This window comes from Burkholderia sp. b14 (assembly GCF_900156195.1).
GTDB lineage: Bacteria > Pseudomonadota > Gammaproteobacteria > Burkholderiales > Burkholderiaceae > Mycetohabitans.
This window is the reverse complement of the sequence record NZ_FTPJ01000003.1, coordinates 2,447,796-2,466,963: the sequence shown is the minus strand read 5'-3', so window position 1 is coordinate 2,466,963 and position 19,168 is coordinate 2,447,796. Positions and strand designations below refer to the sequence as shown.

The window sequence follows — 19,168 nt, the reverse complement described above, 5'->3', positions numbered from 1 at the left end:
GCGGCGCGGTGCTGGCGACGGTGCCCGAAGACAGCGATCGCGCCTCTCGAACAGCGTTTTTCGGAGCTCATCATGGAAGCGACTCGGCCCCTCTCACGCCGCACGACTCTCACCCAGTACCTAATCGAACAACAGCGCGAACACAACAACATCCCGGCGGATCTGCGGCTGCTGATCGAGGTCGTGTCGCGCGCCTGCAAACTCATCAGCTATCACGTCAGCAAAGGTGCGCTGGGTGAGGCACTGGGCAGCGCCGGCAGCGAGAACGTCCAGGGCGAGGTACAGAAAAAGCTCGACATCCTGTCCAACGAAATCTTGCTCGAGGCCAACGAGTGGGGCGGCAACCTCGCCGCGATGGCATCGGAGGAAATGGAGAGCATTCATCCGATCCCCACGTTCTTCCCCAAAGGGGAATACCTGCTGCTATTCGATCCGCTCGATGGCTCGTCCAATATCGACGTGAACGTGTCGATCGGCACGATCTTCTCGGTTCTGCGCTGTCCAGATGGCGCCCACCCGACCGAGCAATCCTTCCTGCAAAAGGGCTCTCATCAGGTGGCAGCCGGCTTTGCAGTGTACGGCCCGCAAACAATGCTCGTGCTGACCACGGGCCACGGCGTCAACGGCTTCACGCTCGATCGCGAACTCGGCTCATGGGTACTCACGCATCGCGACCTGCGCATCCCGGTCGACACGCGCGAATATGCAATCAATGCGTCAAACCAGCGCCATTGGTACGCACCGGTGCAACGTTATGTCAGCGAGCTGACGCAGGGCGCAGACGGTCCCCGCAAGACGGACTTCAATATGCGCTGGATCGCCTCGATGGTGGCGGACGTGAACCGCATCCTGCATCGCGGCGGCATCTTCATGTATCCGGCCGATAAGCGCACGCCGAACAAGCCCGGCAAGCTGCGCCTCATGTACGAGGCGAATCCGATGGCGTTCATCGTCGAGCAGGCAGGCGGCGCCGCGACCAACGGCGAAAAGCGCATCCTGGACATTCAACCCAAGAGCCTGCACGAGCGCGTCGCCGTGTTTCTCGGCTCCAAGAATGAAGTTGACCGCGTAACGCGGTACCACCTCGAGGGCTGAATATGGAATGCGAGTGCCCTGACACCAGATGGTGCTCAGAGCGCTGACGCCGGGGTGGCGACACAGGCAGCGTTAACGTTGCGCTGACACATGCTGACCCAGAGGTGTCGCGGACACAGGGGTTGCCAACCCGCGCCGTCCACTCTTATAATCTCGCTTCTGTTGCCGGTGTAGCTCAGTTGGTAGAGCAGCGCATTCGTAATGCGAAGGTCGGAAGTTCGAGTCTTCTCTCCGGCACCATGGATTCAGCCCGCAAAGCCTATGTTTTGCGGGCTTTTTGTTGTGCTCTTCGCGTGGCCGCGCACCGCCCTCGGCGGACAGGACGCGTCGCCGCCTACTCATCCTAACGCCGTGCGCATGCGACACCTCGTCTGCATGCCGCACACCGCCAGCATGACCGTCCGTTGTCGGCTGCCGTTGTGATGCGCTCACTCGTCTCGCAGCACCCACGGCGTCAATGTCTGACGCCGATGTTCGGCCGAAGGCCTCGGTACGGTAGCGTCCAGTCAACCGCCCGCAAATAGCCCACAATGGATTATTCGCTGGACGAAACATGGCGCGTTGTCACACTGTTTCCTTGTTTGATGCAATGTACGCGGATATTTTCCCAACGCATTGTTTCCGATTGGACTATTGTGCTGATATAGCAACAGAAGGGAGAGAAAAACGCGTCGTGGCCACGTGACACTAGCACACGATCGGACCCGAGGCGGATAATCGATTCGCAACAAGGAGAGTCACCATGGAAACCAAACCCACCAAGATTCCGTCGCCAGACAAGGTCGCTAGCCCAGACCCGGAACCGGTGGGCGTCGAGTTTCTCGCAGACCTGCCCGAGCACGTCCGCGCATTCTTTGACGAACAACGCAAGTCCGGCACCACGCAGTGAGGGCGCGATACGCGCGTCGTTTCTTGTCGTGTCGGCGCGATTCAGCTGCCCGCGCGTAAGCCCTACCTGCGTCCAATGGGGTCGGATTGCCCGGTCCGGCCAGTCCGCGTGGCCAGGGCACTGGCCGACTGGAAAATGACGACGGTCTATGACGCATCGCGCTTCGCAGCGCTGCGCACCGCGGTGCCCCATCTATGCGCTAATGACGGCGTCGGCGCGGTAGGGTAGGCAGTATCTGACGGCGCCAGCTGGCCGTGGCGGCTGGCGGCCGGCGCCACGGCCGCGAGCCGCTCCACGACCAGCCCACCCCGTGCCAACCGCTGCGCAAGGATCTGGGCAATGGCTGCATTGAAGGCCGGTTCCACGACGCCCAGTAGGCCGGGCTGAGCCGTCACGGCCTGTGCGGGCTGGACAATATCACACGCGTCGCGGCACGCCGCGCTGGACTGCCGATGTGCATGGAGCAACGCGCGCGCGCAATCCAAGTCGGCGGCGGACCCGAGATATTGCCACGCGTCCAACAGATGGACTCCCTGCGCCCCACAATCGTGGCCTGACCGCTCGATCAGTGCGACAGGTCCGCCGTAGGGCCACGGCATGGCGCCGCGCGGTGGCTGCACCGTTGCCGCCACACGACGACCGAGTCTCGGGCGCAGCACAGCACTCCAATGCGCATCCGCCAACAACAGCCCGACCTCGCCCACCACCGGATAGACGCGCACCTCATGCACGCGCGCGGCCAGTTGCGCGTCGCGGCTCGAGCGGCGCTCGCCAAACAACTGCGTGCGCACGCGTTGCCGCAGCTTGGCGCTCTTGCCTACATACAACGGCACACCATCGCTGTCGAACAGCGCATAGACGCCCGAACCGGCCGGCAACACATCGGTCATCGCGTCGGCCCCGCCCCCGCGAATCAAGCGGCTCAACGCTGCGTCGATGACGGAGCGTGGATGCAGGGCATGGACGCGCTGCCAAAACTGCCACACCAGATCGGCATCGGCCAACGCCCGATGCCGACCACACACGGTCAAGTCCAGCCGCTGCGCGAGTGCGTCGAGCCCGTGCCGGCTTTCGCGCGGAAACAGTGCGCGGGATAGCCGCACTGTGCACAGTACGTCGGGATCGAAGCGGATGCCGATCCGATCGAACGCTTTCTTCAGGAAACCGTGATCGAAGCGCGCGTTGTGCGCGACAAACAACTTGCCATCGAGTCGGCGCGCGAGTTCAGCGGCAAGCGCATCAAATGTCGGTGCGCCGCGGACCATCGCGTCCGTGATACCGGTCAACTGCTGCACAAATAGCGGAATTGGCTGCAGCGGATCGACCAGCGTGCTCCAGTGACGAACGCCATCACGGTCAACTTCGATCACGCCCACCTCCGTGATGCGGTCGACTCCAGGGCGCCCGCCCGTCGTCTCCAGATCCACAAACGCGAGTGGTCGTGCATCGGCATCGTGGATCAGGCTGGCGAGGTCGGTCATGGCAACGCAACAATGGCATAAAAAGCGCAAACGCGCACATTGTCGCCCAAAATGACCGGCTCCGCGCGCGTCGTTGCGCGGCGCACGGCGGGGAAAAAGAAAAGCCCCGACGCGCGGGGCTTTGAGCTGCCGCCGACATTGGTCAGGGCATCAGATCCCGGATCGGGCGCCGCGTCACAACGGCCGGATATTCGCCGCTTGCTTGCCCTTCGGGCCAGTCTTCACTTCGAACGATACGCGCTGGCTTTCCTTCAGCGACTTAAACCCATCCGAGCGGATTTCGGAGAAGTGTGCGAACAGATCCTCGCCACCCGAATCCGCAGTGATAAAGCCGTAGCCTTTAGCATCGTTAAACCATTTGACGATACCCGTTTCCATAAATCGTGCTTCCCCTCAAGTGTTGACGTAACAAACTTCAGTTCATCTGCAGAAAATCATGAAACAAAGGTTCCCGCGTTATGCGGCAACCTTGCATCCTGAAAATCCAGCGGTATTGTTATAAATAGAAACAGGACTGTACGTCAAGCAGAAAATATGTTGTCTAGCGACTGTCAAGGTTTTATCAATCCCCCGGAAAGCCTACCCAGTGGGCCGCAGCAGCCCGATCGGCAAAGCGTTCAACCCTGTCATTCAGCTTCCCTTATCTGAATTAAACAAGTCGTTTTTACTTGAATCGCGATATTCAATTATGAAGTGACAGAAATTTTTACCGCTCACCTGCAACAAATTGTAAGTGTTTATGCTGATTCTATTCCGAAGCGGTTCGTGCGACTATTTACGGGAACGATTCGATGTAGCAAGAGGCAATATGATGCTGACGCCACTTAAGCACCTTTTCGGCTGGCTACGGCATGATTCCCGCCATGCTGCAGATCGGACCAGCCCTGTGCCAATCACCGCGCCCGACCCTGCGGGCTTGACCCACTTCGATATGGTTTGGCACAGCGATCACTGGCAAAACCTGTTGTCGGCACCGCTAATGGATGCACGTCATTACGTGATCGAGGATTGGATGCCAACGACTGGACATTGCACCGCTCAGCAGGTGCCTAGCGCCGTCTCGCCTCACTGCCCACTGGAATAAGTCGACGGCATCGATGCTGGCTCCGACATCGATGTCGGCTCGATGGCTTGCACGCCACCCGCGGCGTCCCAGCCACCAGTGCAATGGTGCGTCAGTGCGATGGGCGACGGCGCAAAAAAAGCGCGATCAAGACGACCGCGCTGATAAGGTTTGGAGATCTTTTCCCGAAGAAAAAGCTGCTAGGGGAAAGCAGTGATTGCAGTATAGCCAAATCGGCGCATCCCATCGTTAATCAATTCGACAATCCTTTATTGTGGCTGACGAAACAATGGACGCGACACATTGATTGCCCACTGGTTCCATTCATTTAGCTGTCGTACAAACACAACGGCGAGCGCTCGTCCACCATTGTCGAAATCGAATTGAATCGCTGCTCGGCCTTGCTACACAAGGCTTTGCGGGGCGCCACCCATCATTGCGCAGTCGTCAATATATTGTTGCAGAATTCGGAATGTTCGCATCGCGACCTCGTCTTTACACTCTGCCTTTCCAGGAAACAGGTGCGTCATCTGGCTAATCGTTTCAATGCCGCACCACTTGAAATACATGCTGCCAACTCACCGGCGGCCTCGTTTCCTCAAAGCTTGGGTAAGATTTCCCATACGTATTTGGAGTTCACACAGATGAAAAAGACTCTCATGGTTGCAGCCCTGTCGGGCATGTTCACGACGGCTGCCCACGCGCAGAGCAGCGTGACGCTGTATGGCTTGATCGACGCCGGTATCACGTACACGAACAGCCAAGACGGTCGCTCGAACTGGCAGGAAACCAGCGGCTCGGTGAACGGCAGCCGTTGGGGCCTGCGTGGCGCTGAAGACCTCGGTGGTGGTTTGAAGGCGATCTTCACGCTGGAAAATGGTTTCAGCATCGGCAATGGCGGGGCAAGCCAAGGAGGCCGCCTGTTCGGCCGCCAAGCCTTTGTCGGTCTCGCGTCGGACCAGTACGGCGCCGTCACGCTCGGCCGCCAATATGATTCCGTCGTTGACTACCTCGGCCCGCTGGCACTGACTGGCACGCAATACGGCGGCACACAGTTCGCGCACCCGTTCGACAACGACAACCTGGACAACTCGTTCCGCGTCAACAACTCGGTGAAGTATCAAAGCCCGAACTTCGACGGCTTCAAGTTTGGCGCGTTGTACGGCTTCTCGAACCAGGCGGGCAACTTTGCGAACAACCGCGCGTACAGCGTCGGCGCATCGTATAACTACGGTCCGTTGAACGTGGCAGCAGCTTATCTGCAGTTGAACAACAACACGCCGCTGGTCGGTGCGACGGAGGTGTCGAACCTGTCCGGCGCCTTCTCGGATGACGCCACGTTCCTCGCTGGCCGTCAGCGTACCTGGGGCGCAGGTCTGAGCTACGCGTTCGGTCCGGCAACGGCAGGTTTCGTGTTTACGCAAACGAAGCTGAACAATGCTCTCAATACCACAAACACAAACATCGACGTTTCGAACATTGGCCTGCCGGCCAGCAGCGACCTGCGCTTCAACAACTATGAAGTCAACGGCCGCTACAACCTGACGCCGGCATTGAGCGTTGCGGGTGCGTACACGTACACCGACGGCAAGCTAGGCGGCGAATCGCCGAAGTGGCATCAATTCAGCCTGCAAACCGCGTACGCGCTGTCCAAGCGGACCGACGTGTACCTGCAGGGTGAGTACCAAAAGGTTGTTGAAAGCAAGACCGGCTTCACCGCGAACATTAACGGCCTGGCTCCGTCGTCGTTCGACAAGCAAGTCGCTGTGACCGCTGGCCTGCGTCACCGCTTCTAAGCTTAAGCGGACAGGACGCTAGTCGTCCTGTGCACCAGTCTAAAAGGCGCCTTCGGGCGCCTTTTTTACGGTCTATCACTCTGCCGCGAGCGCTGTCATGACAGCAGCCCGCGAGCGCTCGTGACAGTAGCCCGCGTACAGCGACACCCGCACGCACTCAGTGCGTAGCAGCCGGATAGTGCACGTCGAGAACATCGATTTGCTCAATCCCGCCTGGCGTGTGTAGTGGCACGGTGTCCCCGATCCGCGCTTTCAACAGCGCCCGCGCAATCGGCGAGATCCAACTAACTCGCCCCCGATCCAGATCCACCTCATCGACGCCGACAATGGTGATCCGGTTCTCGGTGCCATCGGATGTTGCATAGTGGACTGTTGCACCAAAGAATACCTGGTCAGTGTTTTCCTGCCGGCTGCTGTCAACGACCTCGGCTAAGTCAAGCCGCTTGGTCAGGAAACGAATGCGCCGGTCGATCTGGCGCAAACGCCGCTTGCCATAAATATAATCGCCGTTTTCAGACCGGTCGCCGTTCGACGCGGCCCACGATACCATGCGCACGACCTCGGGCCGCTCGACGTCGATCAATTGCAGCAACTCGTCCTTCAGGCGGCGGTAACCCTCAGGCGTCATATAGTTTTTTGCGCCAGTCGGCATTTCCGGTTGCGGCAGGTCGTCGTCTTGCGCCGAATCATCGCTTTCCTTCACAAATGCCTTGTTCATTGTGCGACTCGACTGAAACTATAAAATGTCCTTTTGACTATTATACGAACGCGCAAACGCTTCATGGCCGGCATCCGGCGTCTGCTCATCACCGGCATGCAAAAAAAATCGCGCCAGGGGCTTCACATCTTCAAAGAAGTTGCTATAATTTCACTTCTTCGCGCGGCTGTAGCTCAGTTGGATAGAGTACTTGGCTACGAACCAAGGGGTCGTGGGTTCGAATCCTGCCAGCCGCGCCACTTTTTTAAAAAGGCCTTCCAATCGGAAGGCCTTTTTGCTTTGTGTCACACGGACGGATATCGCACCGCACGAGAAGCCGTCCAGCAGCAACCCTTAGCACTGGCAGTATGCCGCGAACAACCAGGGTGTACGAACTCCCGTTACGCGTCAATAGTCACCGCGGTCACGCTCGATGCGCATTCCACCATCGTGCCGATGGTGGCCGTCGTCGGACGCCCGCTCACGGCCAATCCGGATCACATCGGGATTGGTCCGAGTACGCCGGATCACATTCGCCAAATGGACCCGGTCACTGACCTGAATTAGGAAGCGCAGCGCCATCGATTCTTGGGCCAGATCCTCATCCATCGCCACGTGCACGATATTCGCATCGGCGGCCGTGATATCGGCGGCCACGCGTGCAAAAACACCACGCGTGTTCTTCACTAGCACCTTGACCGCCACATCGAACAAACGTCCCGGCTGCGGCGCCCACGCGACATCGATCCAGCGACCGGGATCGCGCCGATGAATACGCTGCGCGACACGGCAATCGGTCGTATGGATCGACATGCCGAGGCCCATTCCAATGTAGCCCATGATGTCATCGCCGGGAATCGGCCGACAGCAAGGCGACAGTTGCACCGCCATCCCTTCTGTCCCGGTGATCCATACCGGCGGTCCGCCGCTGGCATGAGCCGGCGCATCGGGGCGCGGGTGCTCGTCGGAGTCCCCGTCACGGCCGCTAAGCAACAATTCGATCCGCTTGGCGAGCACCGCTGCGATGCGACGTCCCAACCCGATATCGGCGAATACTTCCTGCTGCGACTTATTGCCAGTCGAGTGCGCGATCTTGTCCCAGATCTCCGGCGTGACTTCAGCAAGTGACAGCCCATACGCCTTGAGCACCTGTTCCACAAGCCGCTCACCGAGTTGCACCGACTCGTTCAAGCGCATCGTCTTCAGATAATGGCGAATCGCCGAACGCGCCTTGCCGGTCCGGACAAACCCCAGCCAAGCAGGGTTCGGCTTCGAGTACGGCGCCGTGATGACCTCGACGATATCGCCACTCTTAAGCTCGGTGCGCAACGGCAACAACTCGTTGTTGATCTTGACGGCAACGCACTGGTTACCCAGATCGCTATGTACTGAATACGCGAAGTCCAGCGCAGTCGCGCCACGCGGCAGCGCCATGATCTTCGATTTGGGCGTGAACACGTAGACCGCGTCTGGAAACAGGTCGATCTTCACGTGCTCGAGGAACTCGCTGGAATCGCCTGCCTCGCTCTGGATGTCGAGCAACGACTTGAGCCACTGGTGCGCCCGCTTTTGCACGTCATTCAGATCCGCGCTGCCGTTCTTGTACATCCAATGTGCCGCAACGCCCGCCTCGGCAATCTCATGCATCTTCAGCGTGCGGATTTGGAACTCGATGGGCGTGCCAAATGGGCCGACCAGCGTGGTATGCAGTGACTGGTATCCGTTGACCTTCGGAATCGCAATGTAGTCCTTGAACTTGCCCGGCACCGGCTTGTACAACGAATGCAATACACCGACCGTCATATAGCATTCTATCGGCGTGTCGACGACCACACGAAAACCGTACACGTCGAGCACCTGCGAAAACGACAACTGCTTGTCGCGCATCTTTCGATAAATGCTGTAAATCGTTTTTTCACGCCCGGTCACGTCAGCATCGATCTTCGCATCGGCCAGCGAACGCTGCACCGCCTCGAGGATCTTGCCAACTACCTCTCGCCGGTTGCCGCGCGCCGCCTTGACGGCCTTCTCAAGGGTCGCATACCGGCGCGGATTGAAATTCGCGAAACTTAGCTCCTGTAGCTCACGATACGTGTTGTTGAGGCCGAGCCGATGCGCAATCGGTGCATAAATATCGATCGTCTCGCGCGCCACCCGCCGACGTTTTTCAGGCGGCACCGCACCGAGCGTGCGCATATTGTGCCGCCGGTCAGCAAGCTTGATCAGGATGACGCGCACGTCCCGCGCCATCGCAAGCAACATCTTACGGAAATTCTCCGCCTGCGCCTCCTCGCGGTTGCGGAATTCCATCTTGTCCAATTTGGACAGCCCGTCGACCAGCTCAGCCACCTTCGGCCCGAAACGCTCAGCCAGTTCCGTCTTTGTGACGCCCTGGTCCTCCATCACGTCGTGCAGCAGCGCGGCCATGATCGACTGCGAGTCCAGCTTCCAGCCGGCGCAGATCTCGGCCACTGCCACTGGGTGCGTGATGTACGGCTCGCCGCTTTGCCGGTATTGGCCTAGGTGGGCCTCGTCGCTGAAGTGAAACGCGGCCTTGATCTCCTTGATCTCGGCCGGCGTCATGTATGAGCCCAACTCTTCGGTCAGCTTCGCGATCGATACGACTTCGTGCTTGCGTGGCTGCTCGGGCGTGGCGGTCGGACCGAACAAGTGCCGAAACGATTGTTCGAGCACTGCATCGATGTACGCGCGTGCAGGCGACGTTTTGCTCGCCATGCCAGCGCCGCCCGCAGCGTCCGCGCCAGTCGGCGACGTGGACGGGCGTTTCGTCCCGGCCTGAGGGCGCCGTGCCGCGGCCTCGTCATCCGCGCGCGCGGCGCACGACAACGTGGAGGCGTGCGATGGATTGGAACTCATTTGCGCCTCCAGGTGTGTTGCGTTGTGTCGTCACATGGCGGGCGTGCCGGTCAGACCGGCACTTTCTTCAACATCTCGATGCCGACCTTTCCTTCGGCAATCTCGCGCAACGCGAGTACCGTCGGCTTATCCTTGCTTTCGATCTTCGGTGTGTGGCCCTGCGCGAGTTGGCGCGCACGATACGTCGCCGCAAGCGCAAGCTCGAAGCGGTTCGGGATATTTTCCAGGCAGTCTTCGACGGTAATGCGAGCCATATTGGAATTCCTTGTTGCTATAAATCTATTTTAACTCACCGCACGATCCATCCGCCTGTGATGAGTGGATGCCCAACTCGACGAATAGCTTCTCGTGACGTGCGCGCTGCGATGCGAAACGCAGCCGTGTCGCGGCGACCACAGTCTGCATTTCGGTTAACGTACGATCGAAATGCTCGTTGATCAATACATATTCGAATTCGGGCGCATGCGAGATCTCGCTGCCAGCGGCCAGCAGCCGGCGCACGATCACGTTCGGCTCGTCCTGTCCACGCTTGCGCAGACGCTCCTCGAGCGCATCAAGCGACGGTGGCAGAATAAAGACGCCGACCGCGTTTCGGAACTGCTTGCGCACCTGCTGCGCGCCCTGCCAATCGATTTCCAGCAGCACGTCCACGCCACGCTTCATCTGCTCCTCGATCCACACGCGTGATGTGCCATAGTAGTTGCCATGGACTTCGGCACTCTCGAGGAATTCACCCCGGGCATGGCGCTCTAGGAAGTCAGACGCCGGGATGAAATGATATTGAACGCCGTTCGTCTCGTTCGGCCTCGGTGGCCGGGTGGTGTACGACACCGACAGCCGGATCGACGGGTCGCGCGCCAATAGCGCGTTGACCAGCGTCGACTTGCCCGCGCCGGACGGCGCGACCACCATGAACAGGTTACCGGGATATTCTGCGGTATAGGGATTGAGATTGTTCGTCATCGTGTCGGACTACTCCAAATTCTGAACTTGCTCACGCATCTGCTCAATCAGCAGCTTCAGCGTCATCGACGCGTCAGCCAGTTCTTTCGCCGCGGCCTTGGACCCCAGCGTGTTCGCTTCCCGGTTCAGTTCCTGCATCATGAAATCGAGCCGCTTGCCAACCCGGCCGCCCTTTTCAATCACGTGGCGAGTCTCGGCCAAATGCGTACTCAGCCGCAACAGCTCCTCGGCGATGTCGATTCGGATGCCGTACATTGTCACCTCTTGACGGATCCGTTCAGCGATTTCCTCGCGCGAGACAAGTTGTGGCGAGCCGTCCGACGCCGCCACGCCGAGCGCTGCTTGCAGCCGCTCAACAATCTTTTGCTGATGACGCGCGATCAGCTCGGGCACCAACGGCGTAATACGGGTGACGATCGCCTCCATCTCGGTCACATTGGCCAACAGCATCGCGGCCAATTGCGCCCCTTCGCGGCCGCGCACGTTGACTAGCTCGTCCACGGCCTGCTTACCGCAGGCCAGCACTGCGTCGCGCAGCAATGCGGCCGACAGGCCGCTATCGGCGATCACGCCGGGCCAACGCAAGATTTCACCGGTGCGCAGGCCGCCCGCGCCGGGAAACACATCGAGCACGGAGCGCTCCAGTGCCGCCAGTTGCAGCAGCGCGTCGCGATTGAGCGACCCGGTCAGCGCCACCTGCTCGCTGCGTTGCACGTTGATACGGATATCGACCTTGCCGCGCGAGAGACGATTCATCAGCATTTCACGCAACGTCGGCTCACAGGTGCGCACCTCTTCAGGCATACGGAAATTGAGGTCAAGAAACCGCGAATTCACGGTGCGCAACTCGACCGATACGCTGGCAGTATGGGTACTGCCGCCGACCTCGGATACACCGTCGGCGACCAGTTCCCGCGTCACGCTCGCATAGCCCGTCATGCTGTAGATCATTGTGCGTCTCGCGAAAAGTTCTGGTAAATAACAATTATCGCACTGAACGCCTACCAGCCCCCGGCAACAGCGGCCGGCATGAGGGAAACGCCTCCGGCTCACCGAGGACAATCGCGTTTAGCGCTAAGATGCGGGTTTCGGGTCGGCGCAGCTGACCTCCAACCGCATCCACTTTCTGACTGTTCCACTATGAAAGTCCCAACTCCGCGGCCCAGCGGCCGCGCCGCCGACGCACTGCGAGACGTGTGCATCACGCGCCACTATACGAAGCATGCCGAAGGTTCCGTGTTGATCGAATGCGGCGACACAAAAGTGATCTGCACCGCCAGCGTGCTGGAGAAAGTGCCCGAATTCCTGCGCGATCGCGGGCGCGGCTGGCTCACCGCCGAGTACGGCATGCTGCCGCGCGCGACGCACACGCGCAGCGATCGCGAGGCGGCGCGTGGCAAGCAGACCGGCCGCACGCAGGAAATCCAGCGGCTCATCGGTCGTGCGCTGCGCGCGGTGTTTGACTTGGAGAAACTGGGCCCGCGCACGCTGCATATCGATTGCGACGTGATTCAGGCCGACGGCGGTACACGTTGTGCGAGCATCACTGGCGCATTCATCGCCGCACACGATGCGGTGGATACGCTGCTGGCGCACGGCAAGCTCACCGCGACGCCGATCCTCGACCACGTCGCGGCGGTATCAGTCGGCATCCACGGCGCGACGCCGGTGCTCGATCTGGACTACGCAGAAGACTCGCGTTGCGACACCGACATGAATGTGGTGATGACCGGGGCCGGCCGCTTCGTTGAGGTGCAGGGCACGGCCGAAGGCGAACCGTTCAGCCGCGGCGAGATGAACGCACTGCTCGATCTCGCCGAGTCCGGCATCATGCGACTCATCGAGCTGCAAAAAAAGGCGCTGCAGCCATGAACAGCCATCTCGGATCTGCGCAGTCGCGCATCGTGCTGGCGTCGAACAATCCTGGCAAGCTGCGCGAATTTTCTGCGCTAAACGCGTTTGGCATTGATCTCGTGCCGCAGCACGCATTGTGCGTGGGCGAAGCACCCGAGCCCCATCCGACGTTCATCGAGAACGCACTGGAAAAAGCGCGCCACGCGGCACGCGTCACCGGCTTGCCCGCGCTTGCCGATGATTCGGGGCTATGCGTGCATGCGCTGGGCGGCGCCCCAGGCGTCTATTCAGCCCGCTATGCGCAATTAGCCGGTGGCGAGAAATCCGATGCGGCCAACAACACGCGCCTGCTCGACATGTTGCGCACGCACGCCGACCGGCGCGCCTACTATTATTGCGTGCTAGTGCTGGTGCGCCATGTCGACGATCCCGAGCCGTTGATCGCCGACGGTCGCTGGCACGGCGAAATCCTCACCGAGGCCCGTGGCGGGCACGGTTTCGGCTACGATCCGCTGTTCTATATCCCTGCGCTACAGGCAAGCGCCGCCCAGTTGCAGCCGGAAGTGAAGAACGCCCATAGCCATCGCGCGCTGGCGTTGGCAGAGTTGATCCGTCGATTGAAGAACGCATGGTGAATCATCCCATCGCGGGACGCGCACCCGCCCGTCCCTCACCGCTCGCGCACACCGACGCTCCAGGATCGGGCGGCGCGGTGTCCGCGTTCATTGCACCGGGACGCATCCGGCTCACCGCACTGCCGCCGCTGTCCCTGTATGTGCATTTTCCATGGTGCGTGCGCAAGTGCCCGTATTGCGACTTCAATTCGCACGCGTTCACACGCGGTCCAAACGACGCGCAGTTTCCTGAAACCGAGTATCTGGACGCGCTACGCGCCGACCTAGAAGCGGCGTTGCCGTTGATCTGGGGACGGCCGGTCCATACCGTGTTCATCGGCGGCGGGACGCCGAGCTTGCTATCGGCCCAGGCGATTGACCGGCTGTTGTCAGACCTACGCGCGTTGCTGCCACTGGACGCAGATGTGGAAATCACGCTCGAGGCGAATCCCGGCACGTTCGAAGCCGTCAAGTTCGCGAGCTTTCGCAGCAGCGGCGTCAACCGGCTCTCGATCGGCATCCAGAGCTTCAACGACGCTCACCTGCAGGCACTGGGCCGCATTCACGACGCAGCGCAGGCTCGCCGCGCGGTAGAGATCGCGCGCTCGAGTTTCGACAACTTCAATCTGGACTTGATGTTTGCGCTGCCGGGCCAGACACTGGCGCAATGCCAGGCGGACGTGGAGACTGCGCTGTCATTCGCGCCGCCCCATTTGTCGCTGTACCATCTCACGCTGGAGCCGAACACCTATTTCCACAAGTATCCCCCTACGCTGCCCGACGATGACACGTCGGCCGACATGCAGGAGTGGATCCATGCACGCACGCGTGAAGCCGACTACCACCGCTACGAAGTGTCAGCGTACGCTAAAGCGCACCGGCAAAGCCGGCACAACCTGAACTACTGGCAATTCGGCGACTACTTAGGCATCGGCGCAGGCGCGCATTCGAAACTGTCTTTTCCGGAACGGATCGTGCGACAGATGCGCTACAAACACCCCGCCACCTATCTGGCGCAGACTGCCGCGGGCGCACCGATCCAGGAACAGCACGAAGTCAGTACGCGTGACCTACCGTTCGAATTCATGCTCAATGCGCTGCGGCTCACCGAAGGCTTCCCGGTGCATCGGTTCATCGAGCGGACCGGGCTGACGATGACATCGGTCGAGCCCGCCCTCGCGCAAGCCGAACGCCGTGGCTTGATCCGTCGTGACCATACGAGTATCGCGCCGACGTCGCTCGGCCAGCGTTTCTTGAACGACCTGCAGGCATTGTTCCTGAAGGACGACGCGTGAACCGGCGCGCATGCCCGCCTTAGCTGCATGAAACGGCGTGCGCACGGCCTCGTGGCAGCCGGCCGGGAGGTGCGTGCGCATCCGCCTGCCGGCCGATGTTCAGCACGCGCAGCAAATCGGCTACAATATCGCGTTCCAGGAAGCGTGGCCGAGTGGTTTAAGGCACTGGTCTTGAAAACCAGCGACGGGCAACCGTCCGTGAGTTCGAATCTCACCGCTTCCGCCAACCTCATTCTCAATCCTTTGATCTAAAAGGATTTCAAAAAGTTGAATGCTTGTAACTCTGCCCGTGCAAGCAAAATGGCCATCTCGGCCAAAGTTAGCCTAAGACGCGACGTTCGACCCCATGATTCGGCCGTGCGATAGGCAAAAAACTGGCCTGGCGAGCCGGTTAAAAACGGTCGAACCGTCGCTCAACATGGCGAATGTTTGTCATTCATGATGCGGCGATGATTTTGGCGCTTAGGCGATGCGCCGAACTTCCGAGAATGTTGTTATGTCTGGCGAGTGCCGATCATGTTCGACGTACTGGCATTCTTGTTATGATCGCGGTGCTGCTACGCAACTCGGTTGGGTTCAGAGTGGTGTATGTCTTCTTTGCGGCCGTTCATTACTCGCCTTCGGCCTCGGTTACGACAAAATGCAAGTAGCAGGCGATACAGCGCCACCGATGCTGATTGTCAGCCGACCGGCACTTCCCCTTCGCCCGGCGCCTTGCCGGGCCGATCATGCGGCGCCTGCTTGCGGCCGCTGTCGTGGCGCTCTGGCATCCTGCTCTTTTCGTGGTCGCTATGGTGCGCAGGCGTGGGATGTTTCGTCGGTGCATCGTTTTCCATCATGGCTTCTCCCGATTTTGGAACGGCGTGCACCGTCCACTATGTAGCGCTCTGTTAGCAAGCGCCGCGCCCACCGACAGGAATGCGCGCCACTGCGCACGCGCGCACATTCCCGCGTACAGATGACAGGGGCGCAGACCGCTACGCCCAAGGTAATTCCAACCCAAGGTACCCCTCACGCTCACCTTGCACTATACGGCCTGCCGCTCGACAGCCGCTCCTTCTTGCTCCCAACCTAGCCTCAATGGTGTCGGCATACAAGATGAAAGACGCCCGGCACATCGATCAAGCCAATGCAAGTTTGGTCGAGATAACCGATTTGCTGCGGGCCGTACACCGGGCGGCATCGTCAACGTCTATTCGGAGCGCGGCACGGCGAGACTGCCACACGGGGCCACCGCGCGCCGCTTCCGCGCCCGGACCAGTCGCGCCGTAGCGATCACCGCGCCGATCGCCAGCGCGTCGCCGCACAGCCCCGCGACGAACGGCATCCGCTGCGGACCGCTGGCCCGCAGCGCCGTATCGATGACGATCGATATGAACGCACCGGCCACAAAGCACGGCATCCCTTGCTGTCCCACGTTGACGACGTCCCGCATCCGGATGGCCAGTACGCGGAGCCAGCCGCGCTGGACCGCGACGGCCACGGGCCACGCCAACGCGGCAAAGCTGACGATTCGCAGCGGCGCAAGGTTCTGTTTCATGACGCCTGGCATCGGCTGGGTCTGCAGCACCAGCTTAGAGAACGCAAAGCCGAGCGCAGTGCCAATGGCGATCCACGTCAATTCGCGAACTGTATGCGATGCATAAAACGCTGGAGGCACGGGATGCAGCCGTGCCAGCATCCCGCAAACAAACATAAATTGCCACGCGAACGGATTAAATCCCCAGCCGCCCGCTCTGGCGCTGGGCAGCAGCGGCCCCAGCACTGGCCCTAACAACCATACCACGAGGCTACTCAATAACGTGACGACGGGTGCACGGCGTGCGTAGGGTACCGAAACGCCGGCGCCGAGCGCAAAGAACGCATACATGGGCAGCACGGCAGACAAGTATGGCTGGTGCCGAAACAATGCGATGTCACGGATCATTGACCATGGCTGCGCCACGAACAACGGCCATTCGCTCTCGGCGAGCATCGGCGTGCGCAAGCGCAGCGCGGCGATCATCGCTCCCGAGGCAAGCATCAACGCCGCGGTCAGCCAATAGGCGCGATAGATTTACATGCTGCGCGACAGGAAGCGCATAGTCGCGGCCCGCCCGCCGCGGTTCGCTTCGATCGCCGCATAGGCAGCCGCTGACGCATAGCCGCCCAGGAATACGAACACTTCCGCGGCATCACAAAATGCGTAGTTATGTAGCATGAACTTGGCCAGCGAGCTGCCGGAGATGTGATCGAGCACGATCACAATCAGGACCACGCCTCGAAGGAAATCGACTTCGATTGAGCGTCGTATAGGCGTCGTCATTCACCGCTCCCGCATTACCGTCACCAACCGCAGTGCTCCCTTGCCCAGTTCAGGTCGTGGAGTCGGATCGGCCCGAAAAGATTCCGGGAAAGTTTAGATCGCGCAGGAACGCTGCGTTTCATGACGCAATCGTGCGGATTGGCCATCGATACGGCAAGGTTCTTCACCGGTTTCGGCAGGATCGCACACACTGAAGCGGCGTCACCCAACAGGACTTCAGTCGCTAGTCACGCGCCGCACACACGGCCGGCGGCGGTCACGATTGCGGAATTTCGATTTTGACTTCAAGCACCTCGAGATCGTCCTGCCGCTCGAGCTGAACCTTGATGTCGTCGTTTGAGATCGCCACGTACTTCGAAATCACCGCGACCAGCTCACGCTGCAGCGCCGGCAAATAGTTGGCCGGCGCTCGTCCGGCCGCACGCTCATGCGCGATGATCAGCTGCAAACGCTCTTTTGCAACCGACGCGGACTTGCGTTTCTCGCCCAGCAGAAAAGAAAGAATTGACATTTCCCCCCCTTACTTGCTACCGAACAGACGTTGCAACAAGCCCGGTTTTTGATAATCAATGTACCGCAGCGGCTTTTGCTCCCCAAGAAAACGCGCGATCACGTCCTTGTACGACTCAGCCACGTCGGTCCCGTCCAAATGCACCGCCGGCACGCCCTGGTTCGATGCATGCAGCACCGACTCGGATTCCGGAATCACGCCGATCAACGGGATCCGCAGAATCTCCTGGATGTCGTCCAGCGACAGCATCTCGCCTTCGCTGACACGCTTTGGGTTATAGCGCGTGATCAGCAGGTGTTCCTTGACCGGTTCCTTACCCTCAATCGCGCGTCGCGTCTTGGACGCCAGGATCCCGAGGATGCGATCCGAATCTCGAACCGACGATACCTCGGGATTCGTGACAATCAGCGCCTCATCCGCAAAGTGCATCGCCATCAACGCACCGGACTCGATACCGGCTGGCGAGTCGCAGACGATGTACTCGAAGTCCATTTCAATCAAGTCGTTGATGACTTTCTCGACGCCCTCCAGTGTCAATGCATCCTTGTCGCGCGTTTGCGATGCGGGCAGGACGTACAACTGCTCGCACTTCTTATCTTTGATCAACGCCTGGTGCAGATTCGCTTCACCCTGGATCACGTTGATCAGGTCGTACACGACACGACGCTCACAGCCCATGATGAGATCGAGATTACGCAGGCCGACGTCGAAGTCGATGACGGCCGTCTTGTGCCCGCGCAACGCGAGTCCGGCCGCAAAGCTTGCGCTTGTCGTCGTCTTGCCGACCCCGCCCTTGCCCGAAGTCACCACAATGATTTTTGCCATACCATTACCTTGTATTCGTCAATGTGCTCCGCCACTGTCGGTGCGGATGTCTTCCTGTCTTCCAATACGAATTGCCGCTACGTCAACCGCAGCGGCTCGATGATCAACTTCTCGTCCGCCAACCAGATCTGTACCGACTTGCCAAGCACATCGGACCCGAGTGGCGTCTCGGTGGTCCGGTAGATACCGGCGATCGAGATCAGTTCCGGCTCCAGGCACGTGCAAAAGATCCGCGCGCCGTGGTTGCCATGCACGCCCGCCAGTGCGCGTCCTCGCAGCGGCGCATAGATGTGGATGTTGCCTTCGGCAATGACTTCCGCCCCATAGCTGACCAAGCCCAGCACAACGAGGTCGCCCTTTGCATAGACTTGCTGCCCCGAACGCAGCGGCTTGTCGATCACCAGTGTCGCACCGCCGCCGCCCCGCTCGGTGTCGGCTGCGGCATCGCTCTGTGGCTTGGCCGTCATGTCACACGATGTGGCCTGCGGCACCGTCGATGCGGCCTGTGGCGGCGATTCGGCCGCGGGCTCGTCGCTGCGTGCCACACGCCGCTCACGTGACTCGACGAACGGCAGTGCATCAAGTTGTGCCCACGGCCGCTGAGCGTCGTTCGCGACAATGCCGGCCGGATGCATCCGGAATGCCTTCAGCATTTCGGCCACTTCTGCGACCGGCACGCGTTGGTTCGCCGGCAGGCGCCGCAGGTCGATCGCCACCACATCGTTGGCGAAAAACTCCGGTGTCGCGTCGAAGCGTCGACTCAGTTCAGCGCGCATCTCGGCCAAATCAGTTGTCTTCACAATGAACAGAAGCGTATCCAGCGTACCGCTGCGCAGTTCGAAAAAGGGCGATTTCTTGGCCGACATAAGAGATTGCAAAAAATTTACCGTATTTTACAGGCCT

The 19,168-nt window shown here is 60.2% G+C and carries 17 protein-coding genes, 3 tRNA genes and 1 pseudogene; 9 read left to right on the top strand and 12 right to left on the bottom strand.

Translation table 11 applies throughout. From position 1 onward, the window contains the following. The first annotated feature begins 72 nt into the window (after window positions 1-72). The 3 genes from B0B13_RS15825 to B0B13_RS18570 all read left to right on the top strand — a co-directional run bounded on the left by B0B13_RS15825 (window position 73) and on the right by B0B13_RS18570 (window position 1,984). Complete coding sequence (locus B0B13_RS15825; protein WP_076787343.1) at window positions 73-1,095, top strand: class 1 fructose-bisphosphatase; 1,023 nt, start codon at window positions 73-75, stop codon at window positions 1,093-1,095. Window positions 1,096-1,259: 164 nt separating this feature from the next. Further along, window positions 1,260-1,335 (top strand) — tRNA-Thr (locus B0B13_RS15820). 502 nt (window positions 1,336-1,837) lie between these two features. Continuing rightward, a complete protein-coding gene (locus tag B0B13_RS18570) occupies window positions 1,838-1,984 on the top strand; it encodes a hypothetical protein (protein WP_170872449.1) in 147 nt (48 codons plus the stop codon). Window positions 1,985-2,130: 146 nt separating this feature from the next. Here the strand turns inward: B0B13_RS18570 and B0B13_RS15815 are convergent, their stop codons facing one another. Together B0B13_RS15815 and B0B13_RS15810 are read right to left on the bottom strand one after the other, a co-directional pair. Next, the gene (locus B0B13_RS15815) at window positions 2,131-3,465 is read right to left on the bottom strand and encodes an exonuclease domain-containing protein (protein ID WP_076797044.1); all 1,335 of its coding nucleotides are present in this window, start codon (window positions 3,463-3,465) and stop codon (window positions 2,131-2,133) included. A 174-nt stretch (window positions 3,466-3,639) separates the two neighbouring features. Next, complete coding sequence (locus B0B13_RS15810) at window positions 3,640-3,843, bottom strand: cold-shock protein (protein ID WP_076785302.1); 204 nt, start codon at window positions 3,841-3,843, stop codon at window positions 3,640-3,642. Between the two features lie 1,329 nt (window positions 3,844-5,172). On the opposite strand from B0B13_RS15810, the gene B0B13_RS15800 reads away from it, so the two are divergent. Beyond that, on the top strand, window positions 5,173-6,324 hold the full coding sequence (locus B0B13_RS15800; protein WP_076797043.1) for a porin: 1,152 nt from the start codon (window positions 5,173-5,175) through the stop codon (window positions 6,322-6,324). Between the two features lie 157 nt (window positions 6,325-6,481). On the opposite strand, the gene greB is transcribed toward B0B13_RS15800, so the two are convergent. Next, entirely contained in the window at window positions 6,482-7,042 is a 561-nt protein-coding gene (gene greB / locus B0B13_RS15795) for a transcription elongation factor GreB (protein WP_076797042.1), read from the bottom strand. Between the two features lie 162 nt (window positions 7,043-7,204). Here greB and B0B13_RS15790 point away from each other — a divergent pair. Then, window positions 7,205-7,281: transfer RNA gene (locus tag B0B13_RS15790), tRNA-Arg, on the top strand. A 148-nt stretch (window positions 7,282-7,429) separates the two neighbouring features. Here B0B13_RS15790 and B0B13_RS15785 read toward each other — a convergent pair. From B0B13_RS15785 to B0B13_RS15770, 4 genes are all read right to left on the bottom strand, one after another. Beyond that, the gene (locus B0B13_RS15785; RefSeq protein WP_076797381.1) at window positions 7,430-9,757 is read right to left on the bottom strand and encodes a RelA/SpoT family protein; all 2,328 of its coding nucleotides are present in this window, start codon (window positions 9,755-9,757) and stop codon (window positions 7,430-7,432) included. A gap of 191 nt (window positions 9,758-9,948) precedes the next feature. Then, on the bottom strand, window positions 9,949-10,152 hold the full coding sequence (gene rpoZ / locus B0B13_RS15780; RefSeq protein WP_076785305.1) for a DNA-directed RNA polymerase subunit omega: 204 nt from the start codon (window positions 10,150-10,152) through the stop codon (window positions 9,949-9,951). Window positions 10,153-10,177: 25 nt separating this feature from the next. Then, window positions 10,178-10,861, bottom strand: coding sequence for a guanylate kinase (gene gmk, locus B0B13_RS15775; protein ID WP_076797041.1), 684 nt, complete (start codon window positions 10,859-10,861; stop codon window positions 10,178-10,180). Between the two features lie 9 nt (window positions 10,862-10,870). Next, entirely contained in the window at window positions 10,871-11,812 is a 942-nt protein-coding gene (locus tag B0B13_RS15770; protein ID WP_076797040.1) for a YicC/YloC family endoribonuclease, read from the bottom strand. Window positions 11,813-12,001: 189 nt separating this feature from the next. Between B0B13_RS15770 and rph the strand changes: the two genes are divergently transcribed. The 4 genes from rph (at window position 12,002) to B0B13_RS15750 (ending at window position 14,850) form a co-directional block, all read left to right on the top strand. Further along, a complete protein-coding gene (rph, locus tag B0B13_RS15765) occupies window positions 12,002-12,733 on the top strand; it encodes a ribonuclease PH (protein WP_076785308.1) in 732 nt (243 codons plus the stop codon). Next, the gene (gene rdgB, locus B0B13_RS15760; protein ID WP_076797039.1) at window positions 12,730-13,350 is read left to right on the top strand and encodes an RdgB/HAM1 family non-canonical purine NTP pyrophosphatase; all 621 of its coding nucleotides are present in this window, start codon (window positions 12,730-12,732) and stop codon (window positions 13,348-13,350) included. Before rph ends, rdgB begins: the two co-directional genes overlap by 4 nt. Beyond that, window positions 13,344-14,624, top strand: a complete 1,281-nt coding sequence (gene hemW / locus B0B13_RS15755) for a radical SAM family heme chaperone HemW (RefSeq protein ID WP_237573810.1) — start codon at window positions 13,344-13,346, stop codon at window positions 14,622-14,624. The genes rdgB and hemW overlap by 7 nt, the downstream gene beginning before the upstream one ends. A gap of 138 nt (window positions 14,625-14,762) precedes the next feature. Beyond that, window positions 14,763-14,850: transfer RNA gene (locus B0B13_RS15750), tRNA-Ser, on the top strand. Window positions 14,851-15,304: 454 nt separating this feature from the next. Here the strand turns inward: B0B13_RS15750 and B0B13_RS18565 are convergent. From B0B13_RS18565 to minC, 5 genes and pseudogenes are all read right to left on the bottom strand, one after another. Next, entirely contained in the window at window positions 15,305-15,460 is a 156-nt protein-coding gene (locus tag B0B13_RS18565) for a hypothetical protein (protein WP_212667380.1), read from the bottom strand. A 356-nt stretch (window positions 15,461-15,816) separates the two neighbouring features. After that, window positions 15,817-16,929: pseudogene (gene opgC / locus B0B13_RS15745) on the bottom strand (OpgC domain-containing protein). A 256-nt stretch (window positions 16,930-17,185) separates the two neighbouring features. Next, window positions 17,186-17,440 (bottom strand): cell division topological specificity factor MinE, encoded by a 255-nt coding sequence (minE, locus tag B0B13_RS15740; RefSeq protein WP_076785311.1) that lies wholly within the window; start codon window positions 17,438-17,440, stop codon window positions 17,186-17,188. A gap of 9 nt (window positions 17,441-17,449) precedes the next feature. Further along, entirely contained in the window at window positions 17,450-18,265 is an 816-nt protein-coding gene (gene minD / locus B0B13_RS15735; protein ID WP_076797038.1) for a septum site-determining protein MinD, read from the bottom strand. Window positions 18,266-18,342: 77 nt separating this feature from the next. Further along, a complete protein-coding gene (gene minC, locus B0B13_RS15730) occupies window positions 18,343-19,131 on the bottom strand; it encodes a septum site-determining protein MinC (RefSeq protein WP_076797037.1) in 789 nt (262 codons plus the stop codon). Window positions 19,132-19,168: the final 37 nt, after the last annotated feature.

Excerpts from the sequence above, each read along its gene's own strand:
- B0B13_RS15825 (WP_076787343.1), top strand. The coding sequence starts at position 73 with ATGGAAGCGACTCGGCCCCTCTCACGCCGCACGACTCTCACCCAGTAC.
- B0B13_RS18570 (WP_170872449.1), top strand. The coding sequence starts at position 1,838 with ATGGAAACCAAACCCACCAAGATTCCGTCGCCAGACAAGGTCGCTAGC.
- B0B13_RS15815 (WP_076797044.1), bottom strand. The coding sequence starts at position 3,465 with ATGACCGACCTCGCCAGCCTGATCCACGATGCCGATGCACGACCACTC.
- B0B13_RS15810 (WP_076785302.1), bottom strand. The coding sequence starts at position 3,843 with ATGGAAACGGGTATCGTCAAATGGTTTAACGATGCTAAAGGCTACGGC.
- B0B13_RS15800 (WP_076797043.1), top strand. The coding sequence starts at position 5,173 with ATGAAAAAGACTCTCATGGTTGCAGCCCTGTCGGGCATGTTCACGACG.
- greB (WP_076797042.1), bottom strand. The coding sequence starts at position 7,042 with ATGAACAAGGCATTTGTGAAGGAAAGCGATGATTCGGCGCAAGACGAC.
- B0B13_RS15785 (WP_076797381.1), bottom strand. The coding sequence starts at position 9,757 with ATGGCGAGCAAAACGTCGCCTGCACGCGCGTACATCGATGCAGTGCTC.
- rpoZ (WP_076785305.1), bottom strand. The coding sequence starts at position 10,152 with ATGGCTCGCATTACCGTCGAAGACTGCCTGGAAAATATCCCGAACCGC.
- gmk (WP_076797041.1), bottom strand. The coding sequence starts at position 10,861 with ATGACGAACAATCTCAATCCCTATACCGCAGAATATCCCGGTAACCTG.
- B0B13_RS15770 (WP_076797040.1), bottom strand. The coding sequence starts at position 11,812 with ATGATCTACAGCATGACGGGCTATGCGAGCGTGACGCGGGAACTGGTC.
- rph (WP_076785308.1), top strand. The coding sequence starts at position 12,002 with ATGAAAGTCCCAACTCCGCGGCCCAGCGGCCGCGCCGCCGACGCACTG.
- rdgB (WP_076797039.1), top strand. The coding sequence starts at position 12,730 with ATGAACAGCCATCTCGGATCTGCGCAGTCGCGCATCGTGCTGGCGTCG.
- hemW (WP_237573810.1), top strand. The coding sequence starts at position 13,344 with ATGGTGAATCATCCCATCGCGGGACGCGCACCCGCCCGTCCCTCACCG.
- B0B13_RS18565 (WP_212667380.1), bottom strand. The coding sequence starts at position 15,460 with ATGGAAAACGATGCACCGACGAAACATCCCACGCCTGCGCACCATAGC.
- minE (WP_076785311.1), bottom strand. The coding sequence starts at position 17,440 with ATGTCAATTCTTTCTTTTCTGCTGGGCGAGAAACGCAAGTCCGCGTCG.
- minD (WP_076797038.1), bottom strand. The coding sequence starts at position 18,265 with ATGGCAAAAATCATTGTGGTGACTTCGGGCAAGGGCGGGGTCGGCAAG.
- minC (WP_076797037.1), bottom strand. The coding sequence starts at position 19,131 with ATGTCGGCCAAGAAATCGCCCTTTTTCGAACTGCGCAGCGGTACGCTG.